Genomic DNA, 18605 nt, shown 5'->3' on the forward strand with positions numbered 1-18605 from the left:
AGATTAGCTACATAAAAGTACAATTTACCATTCAATTATTCATTTTCTCTTCATAATTCAATTGGCAAATCCAATTAACACAAACTGTACATATAAATAAGAATTATTATTATTCGCATAACCTTTTAGTTTTAGAGTCCTGAAGTTATGTCTTTGATTAGAACACGTAAAAAAATTGTTTCTTCTGCAATAGCTTCATCGCTATCAATGATTGCAACAACAGCCATCGCGCAAGAAGCAGTTTCACAATTACCAACAATTCATGCTAAAGCGACTCAAGAAGAATCTTTAAAAGTAGATCAGTCTGCAAACTCTAAATTCGTAGCTCCTCTCAAAGACACACCAAAATCAGTCTCTATTCTTTCTCAAAAATTAATTAAAGATACAAACTCTAATACCCTACTCGAAGCGTTACGCTATGAACCTGGTATTACGTTAGGTGCTGGTGAAGGTGGTACACCGTTTACCGATATGCCTTACATTCGTGGTTATAGCGGTCAGTCTTCTATTTATGTTGATGGTGTTCGTAATACAACGTCTCAAAATCGCGATATGTTTGCCATTGAACAAGTAGAAGTCATCAAAGGCTCTTCTTCTGCTCTTGGTGGTGGTGGTAGCGTTGGCGGAAGTATTAACTTAATTCCTAAAGTTGCTCATGAAGGTGACGTTTATCAAGGCAGTATCCAAGGCGGTACTGATAACTATCGTCATATCCAACTTGATGCCAACAAAGACTTTGGAAATGGCATTGCTGGTCGTGTAGTTATCATGGGTCACGAAAATGAAAAAGCTGGTCAGAGTAACGGCGCTGAATATGCTCGTGCCGGTATTGCCTCAAGTCTTGCATTTGGTTTAGATACGGCAACTCGCGGAACACTGAGCTACTACTATTTACGTAGTAATGATGAACCAGATGCCGGTATCCCATTTAACAATGCAAATCCAACAACTCCTCCTCCAGGAGTGACAGTAACACCTGGTGATGGTAAACCTGTTGATGTAAAAGCAGGAACCTACTATGGTTGGAAAGCACGTGATTTTGATAAACGTGAAAACCATATTGGTACATTTAAGTTAGAACATGATTTTAATGAAAATCTTACCTTATCGAATGTAGCAACTTACAACAAATCTAAATCTGATTATGTTTATACGAATGCTGATGACTCTAAGGGTAACATTTACAGAGGCACAATCGCTCGCCGCGCTTTAAGCCGTATCTTAGATAGCGATGCTTATAGCGATCAGCTTTCTTTGAGAGGTAAATTTAATACTGGTTCATTAATACATTCTTTTAATGTCGGAACTGAATGGAGCTTCCAAGAGACCGACCAAGGTGTATATACATTTACTAATGCTAAAGGTGAAACCACATCTACTATTTTAGACAGCAATATTAAAAATTGTACTTCAGAAGCTGCAGCAGCAAATGGTTGGTGTACGAGTTTAAATAATCCTGGAAATGGTGCCTTCACAGATAAGCGTGGATCTATCACAGCACAATCTACGACACGTAGTCATAATGTAGGCGTGTATGCTTTAGATAGTATCGAATTTAATCCACAATGGTTACTTAACCTAGGCGTTCGTTGGGATAAATTTGAAACTGAGAAAAAATATAATAAGGACGTAAGTGGACGTACTCCTCATAAAGCTGGTGATAAATTAGAAAGCGATACAGACTACTTCTCTTACCAAGCTGGTTTAGTTTTTAAACCAACAGAAGATGGTAGTATTTATTTAAGCTATGCTACGTCAGCAAACCCAGTAGGTGTGCTCGCTGAAGGTGATACTGGTTCAGATTCTATTAGCGACTCAGGTGCTGCAAGTGCGAGTGCAAATGATCTAAAACCAGAAGAAGCTCGTACTTTCGAGTTAGGAACTAAATGGGACCTGTTTAATAACCGTGCTAATTTAACAGCAGCAGTTTTCCGTACTGAAAAGCAAAATACACGTATCCAAATTGATCCGAACACGACAGCTAATGCTGGTAAAAGTAAAGTTGATGGATTTGAAATTAGTTTGAATGGGAAAATTACCGACAAATGGGACGTTTCTACAGGCTATAGCTATTTAGATAGTGAAATCACTGAAGCGGCATACAATGCGGTTGCTCAAGAAGGTAAACCATTACCATTTGTAGCGAAGAACAGCGCTACCTTATGGTCTACTTACAGAGTAATGCCTCAATTGACTTTAGGCGCTGGTGTTGAATATCGTGATCAAGTTTTTGTGAACACAACTGCTCCGAAATACTTGCCAACCTATACTATTTACAATGCTATGGCTAAATACGACGTGAACAAGAACGTAAACTTACAGCTTAATATTAATAATATTTCTGATAAGCGTTATTTCACTAGTGCACATGCAGCTCACTACGCATTTGAAGGCAATGGTCGTAATGCTGTCTTAGCGATTAACTTTAAGTACTAAGGTTAAATTCCATAATTTATTTATGGAATTAATTGAAGTTCATATAAAATAGCCTCGTCATGAGGCTATTTTTACAAATGAAGTATCTATATTAAAAGGTGTTTGCTGTGATTCATCATATCCCCAATGTTTTAAGCAAAGAGCAAGTTGCCGAGTTTCGTAAACTTATGGAAGAAGCCAATTGGGTAGGTGGAAAAGTGACGGCTGGCACCTTATCTGCTTCTGTTAAAAGAAATCAGCAACTCTCTGAACAAGACCCGCTTACTCATCATTTAAGTGATATTGTCATCAAAGCAATTTGGCAAAATCCAGTGTTTCAGGCTGCGGCCCTACCCCACAAAATTATTCCACCGCTTTTTAATCGTTATGATAAATATGAAAGCTTCGGTTTTCACGTGGACAACTCAATTCGTCTTATCCGTGGCACTTCTGAGCAGCTCCGCACCGATTTATCTTGTACGCTATTTTTAAGCGAACCTGATGAATATGAAGGCGGTGACCTCGTTATTGAAGACACTTATGGTTATCACGAAGTCAAATTACCCGCAGGTGATGTAGTACTCTACCCTTCGACCAGCCTGCACGAAGTCAGTAGTATTACCTCAGGTACTCGTTTTGCTTCTTTTTTCTGGGTACAAAGTTTGGTCCGTGACGATAGTAAACGCCACCTTTTATTTAATCTTGATGAGAGCATTCGAGAACTACGTAAAGCACATGGCGATAACTATTCAGAAGTCATGAAGCTCACGAACATTTATCATAATTTAATTCGTATGTGGTCAGAACTGTAACTATATTTATTTTTGCCTTTTTAAGACCAGCTAATCTTTTTTACCTTAAGAAGGCAAAAATATGAAAATTATTTCCCACAAAAAACAAAATGGCGCAAAATTAGAAAATTATTTTCTAAACAACTTAACTAAAATTATGATAAGAATTTTGCACAAGGTGTAATCATTGTTTAGATATGATATATCTAAATAACAAGATTACCTGCAAACCACCAAACTTATTATTTCACGGTCTAGAGATGAAAACGAATTACTTGTTTGCCCAGCCTACTCAAGCAAGACATCATCTGCAACTCCTGATGCTGCGCCAAGCGCGCGTATAAAAATTTTGTCTGCTTTTTAAAGCAGCACTTCAAAATTACCTTTAATTTTTCTGAATTAGATACCATATATTAAGTAGAGACGTTGCCTTTTAAATATATCCAGAGCAACCGCGCTACGAGACAAGGAGTTTTCTCATGATGTTGGCTGACCCTAGCAAAAAATACCGCCGTATGTACCAACGTGTGGATTTACCAGATCGCCAATGGCCAAATAACGAAATTACAAAAGCGCCAATCTGGATGAGTACCGATTTACGTGACGGTAACCAAGCAATTTTTGAACCGATGAACATGGAACAAAAATTCAAAATGTTCAAAATGCTTGTGAAAATCGGTTTTAAACATATTGAAATCGGTTTCCCTTCTGCGTCTCAAATTGACTTCGATTTTACTCGTATGTTGATCGAAGAAAATCATATTCCTGATGACGTATACATTGAAGTTTTGGTTCAAGCACGTGACCATTTAATTGAACGTACTTTTGAATCTTTGGCAGGCGCTAAACGAGCGATTGTACATATTTATAACTCGAACTCTCCAACCTTCCGTCAAAAGGTGTTGAATGTAGATGTTGATGGCGCAAAACAATTAGCAATTAATGCTGCTCAAAAAGTTAAAGAGTATGCGGCTCAATATCCTCAAACTGACTGGATTTTCCAATACAGTCCAGAATGTTTCTCTGCAACTGAATTAGAAGTCGCTAAAGATGTCTGTGATGCCGTCACAGAAATCTGGGATGCACGTCCAGATCATAAAGTGATTTTAAACTTGCCAGCGACTGTAGAAGTTTCTACACCAAATGTTTATGCAGACCAAATTGAATGGATGCATCGTAATTTGGCGCGTCGTGATGGCGTAATCATTTCTGTTCACTGCCACAATGACCGCGGCTGTGGTATTGCTGCATCAGAACTTGCTATTATGGCGGGTGCTGACCGTGTTGAAGGCTGTGTGTTCGGTAATGGTGAACGTACAGGTAACGTTGACGTTGCAGCAATTGCATTAAACATGTATACCCAAGGCGTAGCGCCTGAGTTAGATTTTTCTAACATTAATGAAGTGATTGCAACAGTTGAAGAATGTACTGGTTTACCTGTACACCCTCGTCATCCATATGCAGGTGACTTGGTATTTACTGCATTCTCTGGTTCACATCAGGATGCGATCAAAAAAGGCTTCGAGTACCAGAAAAACGAAGAAATCTGGGATATGCCTTACTTACCAATCGACCCGAAAGATTTGGGCCGTGACTACGATGCTGTAATTCGTGTAAATAGTCAGTCTGGTAAAGGTGGTATCGCTTATTTATTAGAATCAAACTACAACGTTGTATTACCACGTCGTTTGCAAATCGAATTCAGTCAAGTTGTTCAACAATATGCTGATGAGAACGGTACAGAAATTAACGCTAAAGAAATCTGGACGTTATTTAAAGACGCGTATGTTGATGTGAAGAATCATCACTACACAGTCAAACACTACAAGTTATCTGACATTAATGGCACTCAAATTATCGAACTTGATATTGATGTCGAAGGTGAAACACAACAACTTCGTGGTGAAGGTAACGGGCCAATTTCTGCATTCTTAAATGCTCTTCAATTACCAATTGACGTATTGAACTATGAAGAACGTAGTATTAGTTCAGGTGCAAATGCGAAAGCCTTAACTTTAATTGAACTTCAAGTAAAAGGTACTGGTAAAGGTTCGTTTGGTGCTGGTGTTCATGACAATACAGTCACCTCATCCATTGAAGCAATTATTGCGTGTACCAACCGTTTGATTGATCAAGGTGTTTTAAGTACAGATCAGGTTGTTGCTGCCGCTGTTTAATTAAAAAAAAGACTTTGGAAAGGATACCTAGCTTGGTATCCTTTCTTTTTATTCCTGAAAGATTTAAAAGGCGAAATGTTCCCGTGTCTTTTCCAGCTGATTCAGTGGGGTTAGTCACTCCGCAAAAGTTCCAATTTGAAGAACCATTACACCTTGAATGTGATCGTGTTTTGCCACGTTTTGAACTAATGGTCGAAACTTACGGCACTTTAAATGCTGATAAATCAAATGCAATTTTAATCTGTCATGCTCTTTCCGGACATCATCATGCAGCAGGTTATCACCACGAAGATGATAAAAAAGCTGGATGGTGGGATAGTTGTATTGGCCCGGGTAAGGCAATCGATACGAATAAGTTTTTTGTAGTTTCGCTCAATAATATTGGTGGCTGTAATGGCTCAACTGGCCCGACCTCACCAAATCCTGAAAATGACAATCGCCCTTATGGACCTGATTTCCCATTAGTAACGGTACGCGACTGGGTTAAAACTCAGGCCATGCTTTCTGACCGTTTGGGTGTAGATGTCTGGTATGCAGTGGTTGGTGGATCATTAGGAGGCATGCAAGCACTACAATGGTCCGTAGACTACCCTGACCGCCTACAAAAATGTGTGATTATTGCCAGTGCACCAAAGCTTTCAGCACAGAATATCGCATTTAATGAGGTTGCTCGTCAGTCAATCTTGTCTGATCCAGACTTCCATCATGGCCGTTATTTAGAAAATGATAGTTATCCGAAACGCGGACTAATTCTGGCTCGCATGGTCGGTCATATCACCTATCTTTCAGAAGAAGCTATGAAACAAAAATTTGGCCGTGATTTAAAATCTGGCAAATTTATGTACGGTTTTGATGTCGAGTTTCAAGTCGAAAGCTATTTACGTTATCAAGGTGAACAGTTCAGCCGTAACTTTGATGCCAATACTTATCTCATCATGACCAAAGCTTTAGATTATTTTGACCCATCACGTGAGTACGGTCATTCTTTAACTGAAGCAATGGGCAAAACTAAATGCCAGTTCCTTATTGTCTCATTCACAACTGACTGGCGTTTTGCACCAAGCCGCTCACAAGAAATTGTAGATGCACTTATTACCAATCATAAGCCTGTAAGTTATCTCGACATTGATGCTGAACAAGGTCATGACTCGTTCTTATTCCCGATTCCACTGTATGTCAAAACCATGCGCGCTTTCTTAGGCGGTGAAGAACACTTAAAATCGACATCACTGGAGGCAAGCTAATGCGTATTGATCAACAACTGGCAGAAAAGTGGATTAAACCCGGCTCAAGCGTACTCGATTTAGGGTGTGGTGACGGTGAATTACTCGCTCATATGAGCCAAAAGCATCAAATTCGTGCTTATGGCTTAGAAATTGATCAAGAAAAGATTGCAATTGCCGTCAGTCGCGGGTTAAATATTATTCAACAAGATTTGAATCTCGGCTTAAGCCGCTTTGCAGACCAGTCCTTCGACTATGTGGTTATGGCACAAGCTTTGCAAGCCGTAGATGCACCCGATGTTTTATTAAGAGACATGGTGCGTGTGGGTAAGCAGGCAATTATTACTTTTCCAAACTTTGCACATTGGAAGACTCGCTCTTTTCTTGCATTAAAAGGAATGATGCCTGTATCGGATGCTCTACCATATATGTGGTATAACACCCCCAACATTCATTTATGTACATTTAAAGATTTCGAAGCACTATGTGCTGAAAATCAGATACAAATTATTAATCGACTCGCCGTCAATGGAAATCAGCAGGGAAGCCTGTTAAGCAAACATGTTCCTAATTTGTTTGGTGAAGTCGCTATTTATCGAGTGAGTGCACTATGAAAAAGACATTATTTAGCACACTATTTGCAGGACTGCTAAGTATGCAGGCTCATGCAGATTATATCGCCCAGCCACAATCGGTTGCGAGTCAGGCTGCACGTTTTTCAACAATGGGGATTAACGATCTTCAGAAAGCAGCAAAAGCTGGTCAAGCAGGCGCACAGTTTTATCTTGGTACACACTATCAATATGGTAAAGATGTAGCAAAAGATGACAAACAGGCTTTCGCATGGTTTAAAGCAGCAGCGGATCAAGGTTTATCGCCAGCACAATTAAACGTAGGCCGCATGTATGCCGATGGTATTGGTGTTAAAAAAGATGAGTCTATGGCTCGTAAATACTTTGAAAAAGCAGCAAGCAATGGTGATAACCGTGCAAGCTATAACCTTGCGATGATGGAAGAGCAAAAGAAAAACTACGTTGGTGCTTACCAATGGTATGAGCTTTCAACTCGTGATGGCATGCTCGACAATAAAGTGATTAGCTTATCTGAAGGTAAGAAAACTGCTCTAGCAGCAAACTTAACTCAAGAACAAATCCGTACAGCACGTGACCGTGCGGACAAATGGATTCAAGCACAATAATAACGGTTCATCCGTAAAAAACCTTACTCGACTAAAGCCACCTTGTATGCTCTACAAGGTGGCTTTAGTTTAGGTTGTCCCATTTTATATTCTATTTATTTCCCTCTATATCCCCTCTTAAAAAACACGTAACATAACTCACGTTCGATATTAGCTATAAAGTTTGGTTTTATTATGTCTACCCCACATTGGTTTGATCAGGGCAGTTTAGTTCTTGCCAGCAATAACAAAGGTAAAGTCGCAGAGTTTGAAAAACTTTTTGAACAGCTTAAGTTACCAGTAGAAATTATTCCTCAAGGTCGCCTTAATATTCCTGATGCAATTGAAGATGGTTTAAGCTTTATTGAAAATGCCATTATTAAAGCTCGCCATGCCTCTAAAATTTCAGGTAAACCTGCTATGGCTGACGACTCTGGTATTTGTGTACCAGTCTTAGGCGGCGCACCTGGTATTTACTCAGCACGCTATGCTGGAGAGCATGGTGACGATGCAGCGAACAATGCCAAATTATTAAATGACCTTTTGCCATTTCGTAAAAATGGTGAAGCGATTGAAGGTATGTTTGTATGTGTACTTGCTTTAGTCACTCATGCGGAAGACCCATTACCACAAATTTTCCAAGGCATCTGGTACGGCGAAATTTTAGAAGCGCCACGTGGCGAAAATGGCTTTGGTTATGACCCACTGTTCTGGTTGCCTGAGCTACAAGTTTCTAGCGCTGAATTGTCTAAAGAAGACAAAAACAAGATTAGTCATCGTGGACAAGCGATGCAGTTATTTAGAGAGAGCTTGCAGAAATAAAACTTTATATCGGTTTTAGTTTAACGTTAAAGCCATTTGCTATCGTGCTAGGCGACATGGATGTCGCCTGTCGAACTGCGACATCAAGGATGTGTCGTCAGTTCGACAAATGGTTTTGTTACTTTTGACGAAACAAAAGTAAATATTGCCTACATACACAAAATAAGCATATAACCACCATTCAAAGGCCGTCTGATCTAATCATCTTTCTTAGAAATAAAAATGCAAAAAAACAGCATAAATCGCAATACACACACAACTCACAATCGTCCCCGAAGCAATATAAGCAGCAGATCTTCCCGTCCCTTGGTAATGTGTTTCTAGTGCTACAATATTGGCAGCTGGCGGCAGACAGAACATTAAAAACATCACTCCAATTTGCTGGCTGATATTTGGAATGGGTAAAAATCTATAAGTTAAGCCACAGAGAATAAATCCGCACACTACTTTAAATGCTTGAGCTTTTGTACTGTAAATTAAGTCTTTCAAATGCACACGAGTACGGCGTAGCCACATTCCCAGCACACACATACCAGCAAAAGTCATGACAAACTTGGCAACTTCATATACCCAATGTATAGCAGGATGCTCGATATGTTGAGCACCTAACGACCTAAGTAAAAGTGCACAAAATATTGAAATACATGGTGGAGAAGTTAAAACCTTTTTTAATATGTTGAGTTTACTTTGTGGTGCAGTGGTGACTGCCGTAACAGCCCATGCATTTCCAAAAAGAGACATACCAATATATAAGGCCACAATAGGAGCCGTAGCATCAGGGCCAAATAAAGCCATGGCAAAGGGAAAGCCTAGCCACCCCATGTTGGTATAACTCACGCAAAGCGCTAATAACCTGTCTTTAAATAGAGCTAAATAGGCAAAGAAAATAAGAAATGCTGAACCGAAACTAAACAGCATTAAACTCAAACTACCTGACTGATAAAATACCATGTTGTAAATAATAACAATTGGAATCAGTAAGCGGGCAAGCCAAGCTGAAAGAATAGGTTTTATGGTTTCTGCAATGGAAGTCTGAGCAAGTAGAAGTCCTGTGATAAATGCCAATACAGGCAGTAGTAGCGCCACGCTCTCTCCTCTTGCTCATTAAAATCAGCTTGCTATGCTACACCTTTTCAAAATGAAATGTACTCTCCATTTCAAGTAATTTAAGTGACTCTTTTCAAACTATGTATAAATAAAAAAAAAGGAGATATGCAGTTTATAAAATTAACTTTTTAGATTTTGGCAGCCATTCATTGTCTTAAAAATGACATATAAATGTCACATTCCTGTCATGGCAACCTGTTGATATAAAGCAAACTGAAAAGAGGTATAAGATCATGGCCGGTTTATCTATTTGGCATGTCGTTATTTTTGCAATTGTCGTTATTTTATTATTCGGTACGTCGAAATTAAAAAATATCGGTAAAGACGTAGGCGGGGCAGTAAAAGACTTTAAAAAATCAGTTCGTGAAGAAGATGAGACTACTGCTCTTAATACTCCACGTACAATTGATGCCCAAGTCAAAACACCTGACAGCACATCAGTAAAAAGCTAAAGGTTTTCGACCATGCTTGATGTAGGAATGACAGAGCTACTCTGTTTTGCAATTATTGCAATTTTAGTTTTAGGTCCGGATAAACTTCCAGAAGCTGCACGCTTTGCTGGTCGTTGGTATGTTCGCCTAAAACGTTATATTACCAATTTGCAAAATGAGATTGATCAAGAGTTGCGTCTTTCTGAGTTTCGAAAAGAGATGCAAGAAGAACTCAACCGCATTGAAGCACTAGAACGTAAAGTACAACAACAGCTTGAAGAAATTCAAAAGCAGAATATTTCTGAAAATATAGATAAGGCTGAGGCAACCAAATCAGTGCCCCAACCTATTCGGATATGTCTTCCTATATCAGGCCATTATAAAGTCCCATACATTAGAAAATTTATGCCTTTAGCATCATCAACTGATATTTCAGAGACATCACCTGTTAAATTGAAGATTGCCGTATGAACCAACTGCCTTCAACCACTGTAAATAATCAGGAAAATTTAGACCAAATGCCAATCATGAGCCATTTGGTCGTTTTACGACGTCATTTATTTAGGATTGTCGGAGTAACCTTATTTTTATTTTTTTGCTTATTACCTTTTAGAAATAATACTTACCAATTACTATCTGAACCTTTGAGGCTGCAACTTCCAACCTCCTCGTCAATGATTGCAACAGATGTCACTGCAACCTTTATGGCGCCTTTTAAACTCAATTTATTTGTCGCACTTGTGCTGGCAATGCCATTTATTCTTTATGAAATCTGGTCATTTGTTCGTCCAGCACTCTATCAAAAAGAACGTCATTTAGCACTGCCATTACTCATCGGTAGTATTGTCTTGTTTTATGCGGGCGTTGCTTTTGCATATTACATTACCCTTCCGGCAATTTTACATTTCTTTATTAGTGTATCGCCTGAAACTGTCGCACCAATGACGGATATTAATAGCTACCTAAGCTTTTGCTTAAAGCTATTTTTAGTTTTTGGACTGACTTTTGAAATTCCAATCGCGACGCTACTCCTTATTTTAATCGGTGTGGTAAATACAAAAAGCCTTGCTGAAAAGCGACGTTTTATCATTGTTGGATGCTTTTTTGTAGCGATGTTTATTACACCACCAGATGCAATTTCAATGGTAATGTTAGCAATTCCAATGTGGTTGCTTTTCGAACTTGGCCTACTCTTTGGTAAAATTCTTGAGAAAAGAAAAGTCCATTCTGCTGAATAAAATGATTTTTAAGAAAAAGCCTGAACCTCGAAGTTCAGGCTTTTTTATGTAGAACACTTTTTATTCTACAAAGCAATAAACTGTCTTCAAAGTGACTTAAAAATGTAAGAAAAGTGTCATTTTCAGTCCATAGAATCAACTCAACAAATATACCCACAAAATTTACGGATTTCTTATGACAACTGCTTCTACTCAACCAACGCGTCGCGAAATTTTAAAATGGTTTTCGGGGATTCCTTTTCTACCATTAGGAGCGATGGCTACGGCAGCAACGTTAGCAGGTTGTAATGATAGTGATGACAGTTCAGCAATCACTCCAACACCACAACCAAGCAAATTTAAAAATGCAAAATTCACAGCAATGCCAGCGCCAACAACTGCAGCAGATCGCGCAACTACTTTAGTGAATTCTAAATTAAAAATTGATTGGGAAAATTCAACCAGTACTGAATACCAACTCGCTTATAAACCCTTCTTTAAAACAGGTGATAGCGTACCAAAGCACGGTGGTGGAACAATTATCGCGGGTGGTTATTTTGATGTTAATGGCAATCCAATTATGGATAAATCAATTGCTGGCAAAGAACGTCAATTCTTTTCAGACTGTCCAGATGGTTCATCTCTAATTCAATTAGAAGGTGCGAAAGTTGAAGGTGTAGCAAATCCTGTGTTCCATGTTGTTCAATTTGAATATAACTCTAAAGACCAAGCAGGTGGCGATACTTACGGTCAACTACCATCTCCAATCGCAATTTTAACGTTGGATCAAGACCAAAAAACAGGTCACCTAGAACTTAAAAAATACTTCAACGTTGATACTGCACCAGTACACGGTTTATGGATTACTTGCGGTGCTAGCTTATCACCTTGGAACACTCACTTATCAAGTGAAGAATACGAACCAGATGCATTCAATCAAGGCATTGGCGGTACAGATCCAAAATATCTTGGTAAATACTTCTTTGGTGATGAAACTAAAGCAAACCCTTATAACTACGGTCATTTGCCAGAAGTAACAGTTAACCTTGATGGTACGGGTAGCATTAAAAAGCACTATTGTTTAGGTCGTATTTCTCACGAACTTATCCATGTTATGCCAGACAACCGTACAGCGCTTATGGGAGATGACTACACCAACGGTGGTTTCTTCATGTTCGTTGCTGATAAAGAAAAAGATTTATCGGCAGGTACGCTCTATGTTGCTAAATACATTAATACTCTAACTGAAACCTCAACTGCTAGCATTCAATGGATCAAACTTGGCCATGCGACTAGTAAAGAAATTGAGGATTTAGTTGCTGGTGGGATTAAATCAACTGACATCATGGAAAGTTTAACAACTAACCCAAATGATGCTAGTTATACTGAAATCACTTTGGCAAAGAAACAGCTTTGGGTCAAACTTAAACCAGGTATGGAAAAAGCGGCCGCTTTCTTGGAAACACATCGTTATGCAGCACTAAAAGGTGCAAGTATGGCGTTTACCAAGATGGAAGGTACTAACGTAAATATTAAAGATAAAATTGCGTACTCTGCTTTAGCTAATATTCAAGATTCAATGGTCATTGGCGGTAAAGGTTATGTCGCTGGACATAATGTCGCATTCTCTAAAAAAATTACTGCTGGTGGCGTACTTGCACATAAATTAGGTAATAGCTTTACAGACAATGAAGGCAGTGCAATCAATAGTGAGTGGGTTCCTCTTTACTCATATATGCTACTCATGGGTGAAGATCTTGCTACGAAAGATAGTTTAGGTAATACAGCGAACCCAGACAAAATTGCTAGCCCAGACAATCTGAAGTTCTCTGAAACTTTACGCACATTATTCATTGGTGAAGACTCAGGTAACCACGTGAACAACTTCTTGTGGGCATACAATGTAGATACCAAAGAGTTAACACGTTTACTTTCTACACCAGCAGGTGCAGAGTCAACAGGTTTACATGCTGTAGATTCAATCAACGGTTGGACTTACATCATGAGCAACTTCCAACATCCAGGCGATAGTAGTAGTGTACCTGAGGATGTTAAGGCATTAATTAACCAAAATTACAATAATGGTTATAGTGCTAACGTCGGCTATATTACAGCCGACCCAATTGCCCCTTCAATCACAACTAAATAATTTTTCATAACCTCTTTAAACATTAAAGCTGGCTAAGGTCAGCTTTAATGTTTTTACATTCAGCTTTTACTTTTTATGAAAATTAAATGAAAAATTACAGAACTTTTCATTAACTTATCATCAAAACGTCAACGCCTCGTCACATTCACAAACTAAGCTCATGAAGAATTTTAGAACAATCTCTTTATTTACTTAGGAATTTCCCATGACAGAGCTGACGCCATATCATGAAGACCAAGAATTGGATAATAATACTTCTGACAATATCCACTTCCGCGACATCTTAGAACAACACATCAGTCGCCGTAGTTTAATTACTAAAGCAGCAAGTGGTGCTGTAGCGCTAACTTTAGCCTCTACCTTAACAGGCTGTAATGATAGCGATGATGATTCAGGTTCAAACAATGGCGGAACTACACCTGTAGATCCAAATAAAAAACCAGAAAAACTCACATTTACCCCAGTTGCTAAAAATTTACATGATATTGTGACAGTGCCTGAAGGTTATGAAGCCAATGTCATTTATGCTTTAGGTGATTCAATCAACCCTGATATTGGCGAATGGGATGACAACAATATTCCATCTGGCCCAAGCTTCCTTTTACGTTCTGGTGACTGCCATGACGGCATGCATTTCTTTGGTTTAAATACTTCAACAGACAAATTTGATGGGAATGTTTCAGCTGAAGGCTTATTGGTGATGAATCACGAATATATCAACCAGACCTTCCTTCACCCAAAAGGTCCAACAAAAGTTGATGGACGCCGCCCTGAAGATGAAGTGATTCGTGAAACAAATGCACATGGCGTATCTATTGTTCACATTAAAAAAGATCCAATAACTCAAAAAGTAGTAATTGATAAAAGTTCTGTTTTTAACCGCCGTATTACAGCATCAACAGAAATGAATTTTGCAGGTGCAGCAGCTGGTTCTGGCTTGCTTGCAACTCGCTTCTCACCGACTGCCCGTAAAACACGTGGCACCCATAATAACTGTGGTAATGGTCATACCCCTTGGGGCACATACTTAACTACCGAAGAAAACTTTATTGGTTACTTTGCTCGTAGTACGACTGATGACGCGTTACGTACTCCAGAAGAAATTATTGCACTGAAACGCTATGGCTTAAAAGCAGGATCTGGTTCACGTTACGGCTGGGAAACAGCAATTGGTCAAGTAGAGTCACAAGACTTATATGACCGCTGGAATGCCGACGTAAATGCTGCACAAGCTACCCAAGACTATCGTAACGGTCCAAATACATTCGGGTGGATGGTTGAGATTAATCCATTTGATAGACGTCAAAATCCAGTTAAACGTACTTCACTTGGTCGTTTTGCACATGAAGACAGTGCTTGTCGTGCCGTAGTAGGTCAACCATTAGCATTTTATATGGGCGATGACTCAACTGGCGAGTATATCTATAAATTTGTATCAACGGCTGCTTGGGATGCTAAGGATATAAATGGTGGTTATACGACTGGTGACAAATATATGAACGCAGGTAAGCTGTATGTTGCCAAATTTAATAATGATGGGTCAGGTCAATGGATTGAACTTGCTTATGGCAAAAATGGTTTAAATGAAAGCAACACCACCTACCCATTTAAATCTCAAGCGGATGTTGTGACATTTGCACGTTTGGCGGGTGACGCCGTCGGCGCTACAAAAATGGATCGCCCAGAATGGTGTACAGTTAATCCAGTGAACGGCGAAATTTATGTCACTCTAACTAACAACTCGAATCGTGGTTCAAGCTACCCAACCGATGCAGCTAACCCACGTAATTACACAGATATCAAAGGTAAAGAAGAGCAACAAAAAGGTAATGTAAACGGTCATATCATCCGTTTTAAAGAAACTGATGACAAAACCACTGCTGAAACCTTCAAATGGGATATCTATCTGTTTGGTGCAGAAGCATCTATGGCTTCAAACATTAACTTATCGGGTCTGACAGACAACAATGATTTGTCATCTCCAGATGGTATGTGGTTTGACCCACGTGGTGTACTTTGGATTCAAACAGATGATGGCGCATACACTGATGTCACTAACTGTATGATGCTTGCTGCGTTACCAGGCCAGATTGGAGATGGTACTACTGCAACTACGTCAAATGGTCAGCAAACTTTAGTGGGTGCTAAAGTAACAGATGAAACGCTACGTCGCTTCCTTGTTGGGCCCAAAGAGTGTGAAATTACAGGTATTGCGATGACTCCAGACCACAAAGCAATTTTCATTAATGTTCAACACCCTGGGGAAAAGTCTAAAAAATATGATGCCCCAACAAGTAACTGGCCAGCAACCCAGAAAGATCCAAACAACAAAACTGCGCGCCCACGCTCAGCAACTGTTGTGATTACCCGTAAAGATGGCGGTGTGATCGCGGGCTAATTCGTTTATAACTATGAAAATGCCGGTCGATTGATCGGCATTTTTATTATCATCGATTTAAGAGAACCTGCTGCTGAACAATTTGCCCACTATGCTCGCCTTGCTGAGTCTTTTCCAGCCAAAGCCATTCATTATTGGTCATTCTTAGAAAGTTTGAACAACGTGTGCCATACACAGGGCTTTGAATAAAAGTCGATGACAATAACTCTTCCATTTCTGGCTGAATGCCCGTATTGGGTAATAATGCAGTTGTGACCTTACGTTCATCTTCAAGAATATCCCATGCAGCGTGTTGCAAAGTTAACTCTTCCGTCTGGTGCTGAAGCATAGGCAAAAACTCTTGCGTAAAACGTGTTCTTAAATGTCTGGTTTTTTCCCAATGTTCAGACATTAAGCCATTCGAAACCACATAAACACCATTGGCTAATACTTGCGGTGCTTCACCACGATTACTCATATAAACTGCTTGATCAGCATTTCCCATAAACAGGTTAAAGCCAGCGAAGTTCTGTTGCTGCTGTTCTAATTGCTTAGCAAATCGAATCGGCAATAAATCAGACTCTAAAAAAGCCTGAACTAAGTGCCCCCGAGAAGTTTCATATGTTTTTTGATCTCGCCCATCCCTAAAATTGGTTAACACAGCCCATCGACCTTGAGGAGTTACACCCATCCAAGTACCACCCGACTGTAAATCTTGCCCAGCAATAATTGGTGTGTGTTGCCACTGATGCAATAAAGCTGTTGGTCGGTGGTAGAACTCATCCCGATTTGACATAAGACATAAGGGCATATCATCCAGAACATGCCATGCTAAAGCCACAATACACATCTTTTCTTATTCCCTATCTTTACACATTGAATGTACAACATTTTTCACATCATTCCGCTACAATCTGTCAAAACGTAAGATCAAGGAGCAGCAATGCTGACCTATCCTAATATCGATCCGGTCGCAATACATCTAGGACCTCTTCAAGTCCATTGGTATGGACTCATGTATTTATTGGCATTTTTATGCGCTTGGGGACTTGCCTCCTACCGTGCCAAACAGCGTGATGGCTGGACATCGGACATGGTTTCCGATCTGGTGTTTTACGGTGCTTTAGGTGTCGTTCTGGGCGGTCGTATCGGCTATGTCCTGTTCTATGAGTTTGATAAATTTCTCGAAAACCCGATTTGGCTATTTCAAGTCTGGACAGGCGGCATGAGTTTCCACGGCGGCTTTTTAGGCGTCATGATTGCGATGTTATTTTGGTGTAAAAAATACCAAAAAACATGGTTCCAAACCCTCGACTTTATTGCCCCATGTGTACCGACTGGCTTAATGTTTGGGCGATTTGGTAACTTCATTGGTGGGGAGTTATATGGTCGTGCAGTAACTGACCCAAATTATCCATTTGGTATGATCTTCCCAACTGATCCATTACAACTGGTACGCCATCCATCACAAATTTATCAAGCAATTTGTGAAGGCTTAATCCTATTTATTATCTTGTGGTGGTTTAGTTCAAAACCACGTCCACGTATGGCTGTTTCTGCTCTATTTTTAATGGGCTACGGCGTTGCACGTTTTGTAATGGAATTCTTCCGTCAACCAGATGCCGATCAAGGTTTTATTCTGTTTGGCTGGATGACTAAAGGTCAGATCCTTACCGTTCCAATGTTGCTGATTGGCCTTTGGATGATGTGGTATGCCTACCAAAAGAAAATTTATGACTGGGGTCCACAAAAGAACAGTTAATATGATAAATCAGAGGAGTTTCGGCTCCTCTTTTCTTTTTTATGCTACAGTTTTTACTCTCCTAAAAATGAAGATATGCCATGCTGGAATTCTGGTTTGACACACAAGTCCCGACATTTAAAAAATTAGTGATTTTAATTATTACTTTGGCTATTTGTATTGGGCTATATCAATACCTGCCTTTGCCCTTAGATACGATTTTAATGTTTACTGGCACGGGTGTTATCTTTTTAATCTGCCGCTATTTTAAATTACATTTTGCTCAGAAAAATCCAACTGGCCTACTTTACCGCCTGCTGACTTGGATTCCTATCGCTCTTTTATTTGCACTTATTTTTGTAAAAACAATGCCGAACTTGCTGATCTGGGGTGTGCAAGGAATCGCTTTTATGGCGCTTGCTGCTTTTATTTTTTCACCTCAATCACTTTTTAATAAATAGGCTCAATATATGCTGGCTTATTGGTACAACGCACCACGTCATATCAAACTTATATTCATTATTGTTGTTTGTGTTGCAGTTTATGCAGCCAATCAAGTTCAGCACTTATCCCCTATTTATACAATACTCAGCCTTATTTTCGGGTTTGGTTTACATATTGGGCATTACTTGAATACTAAACTTTCAAACAACACATCAGGCAAATCGGGCTTGAGGATTTTAATCAAAATCTATCCTATTTTGATCATTATTATTTTGATGTATTTGCTCCCTGTTCAGCATAAATGGATTCACCTCATACAAGCTTTAGGCTTTGTACTAGTTGGCTTTTTTCTTGTCTCGATTTATCAAAATCGAGCTAAAAGATTTAACTAAACACATTCAGCAAAAATATCTTAGAACTAATTTTAGATTTTCATCTTGAGCTACAACAGGTATCATCTTCAGTGGTTCATGATGAAGCAGCTCTATTGAGTAATTATTTATCTTCTGAGCTATCTCCCTTCTATTTTATGGA

16 protein-coding genes and 1 pseudogene are annotated in these 18605 nt (G+C 39.3%); 15 read left to right on the forward strand and 2 right to left on the reverse strand.

The features are described from left to right. The first annotated feature begins 147 nt into the window (after positions 1–147). From KTJ10_RS08555 to rdgB, 7 genes are all read left to right on the forward strand, one after another. Positions 148–2436 carry a TonB-dependent receptor gene (locus KTJ10_RS08555; RefSeq protein ID WP_262441791.1) on the forward strand — a complete coding sequence of 763 codons (2289 nt, stop codon included), beginning with the start codon at positions 148–150 and terminating at the stop codon, positions 2434–2436. A gap of 107 nt (positions 2437–2543) precedes the next feature. Then, entirely contained in the window at positions 2544–3227 is a 684-nt protein-coding gene (locus KTJ10_RS08560; protein WP_262441792.1) for a Fe2+-dependent dioxygenase, read from the forward strand. A gap of 458 nt (positions 3228–3685) precedes the next feature. Next, complete coding sequence (leuA, locus tag KTJ10_RS08565) at positions 3686–5383, forward strand: 2-isopropylmalate synthase (protein ID WP_005066113.1); 1698 nt, start codon at positions 3686–3688, stop codon at positions 5381–5383. A gap of 83 nt (positions 5384–5466) precedes the next feature. After that, on the forward strand, positions 5467–6627 hold the full coding sequence (locus KTJ10_RS08570) for a homoserine O-succinyltransferase MetX (protein ID WP_002114709.1): 1161 nt from the start codon (positions 5467–5469) through the stop codon (positions 6625–6627). Further along, positions 6627–7220, forward strand: coding sequence for a methionine biosynthesis protein MetW (metW, locus tag KTJ10_RS08575; RefSeq protein ID WP_001217230.1), 594 nt, complete (start codon positions 6627–6629; stop codon positions 7218–7220). Before KTJ10_RS08570 ends, metW begins: the two co-directional genes overlap by 1 nt. Further along, entirely contained in the window at positions 7217–7804 is a 588-nt protein-coding gene (locus KTJ10_RS08580) for a tetratricopeptide repeat protein (protein WP_005804213.1), read from the forward strand. Before metW ends, KTJ10_RS08580 begins: the two co-directional genes overlap by 4 nt. 174 nt (positions 7805–7978) lie before the next feature. Further along, the gene (rdgB, locus tag KTJ10_RS08585) at positions 7979–8605 is read left to right on the forward strand and encodes an RdgB/HAM1 family non-canonical purine NTP pyrophosphatase (RefSeq protein WP_125518863.1); all 627 of its coding nucleotides are present in this window, start codon (positions 7979–7981) and stop codon (positions 8603–8605) included. Between the two features lie 210 nt (positions 8606–8815). Here rdgB and KTJ10_RS08590 read toward each other — a convergent pair whose 3' ends face one another. After that, positions 8816–9691, reverse strand: coding sequence for an AEC family transporter (locus KTJ10_RS08590; protein ID WP_262441794.1), 876 nt, complete (start codon positions 9689–9691; stop codon positions 8816–8818). Positions 9692–9945: 254 nt separating this feature from the next. On the opposite strand from KTJ10_RS08590, the gene KTJ10_RS08595 reads away from it, so the two are divergent. The 5 genes from KTJ10_RS08595 to KTJ10_RS08615 all read left to right on the forward strand — a co-directional run bounded on the left by KTJ10_RS08595 (position 9946) and on the right by KTJ10_RS08615 (position 15907). Continuing rightward, positions 9946–10164, forward strand: coding sequence for a Sec-independent protein translocase subunit TatA (locus KTJ10_RS08595; protein WP_002114991.1), 219 nt, complete (start codon positions 9946–9948; stop codon positions 10162–10164). A gap of 12 nt (positions 10165–10176) precedes the next feature. Further along, positions 10177–10614: a Sec-independent protein translocase protein TatB gene (gene tatB / locus KTJ10_RS08600; protein ID WP_002114889.1), complete on the forward strand. Its 438-nt coding sequence runs from the start codon at positions 10177–10179 to the stop codon at positions 10612–10614. Next, positions 10611–11381, forward strand: coding sequence for a twin-arginine translocase subunit TatC (gene tatC, locus KTJ10_RS08605; RefSeq protein ID WP_033849475.1), 771 nt, complete (start codon positions 10611–10613; stop codon positions 11379–11381). Before tatB ends, tatC begins: the two co-directional genes overlap by 4 nt. Before the next feature lie 175 nt (positions 11382–11556). Then, a complete protein-coding gene (locus KTJ10_RS08610) occupies positions 11557–13509 on the forward strand; it encodes a PhoX family protein (RefSeq protein ID WP_086265048.1) in 1953 nt (650 codons plus the stop codon). 205 nt (positions 13510–13714) lie between these two features. Further along, positions 13715–15907 (forward strand): PhoX family protein, encoded by a 2193-nt coding sequence (locus KTJ10_RS08615; RefSeq protein WP_262441795.1) that lies wholly within the window; start codon positions 13715–13717, stop codon positions 15905–15907. Positions 15908–15956: 49 nt separating this feature from the next. Here the strand turns inward: KTJ10_RS08615 and KTJ10_RS08620 are convergent, their stop codons facing one another. Continuing rightward, a complete protein-coding gene (locus KTJ10_RS08620) occupies positions 15957–16736 on the reverse strand; it encodes an NRDE family protein (protein ID WP_262441796.1) in 780 nt (259 codons plus the stop codon). Positions 16737–16829: 93 nt separating this feature from the next. On the opposite strand from KTJ10_RS08620, the gene lgt reads away from it, so the two are divergent. The 3 genes and pseudogenes from lgt to KTJ10_RS08635 all read left to right on the forward strand — a co-directional run. Then, a complete protein-coding gene (gene lgt / locus KTJ10_RS08625) occupies positions 16830–17648 on the forward strand; it encodes a prolipoprotein diacylglyceryl transferase (protein ID WP_213385075.1) in 819 nt (272 codons plus the stop codon). 80 nt (positions 17649–17728) lie between these two features. After that, complete coding sequence (locus KTJ10_RS08630) at positions 17729–18088, forward strand: hypothetical protein (protein WP_262441797.1); 360 nt, start codon at positions 17729–17731, stop codon at positions 18086–18088. A 9-nt stretch (positions 18089–18097) separates the two neighbouring features. Beyond that, a pseudogene (locus tag KTJ10_RS08635) lies at positions 18098–18485 on the forward strand (hypothetical protein); the annotation flags it as partial. Positions 18486–18605: the final 120 nt, after the last annotated feature.

Source organism: Acinetobacter sp. WU_MDCI_Abxc222 (assembly GCF_025514755.1).
Lineage (GTDB): Bacteria > Pseudomonadota > Gammaproteobacteria > Pseudomonadales > Moraxellaceae > Acinetobacter > Acinetobacter geminorum.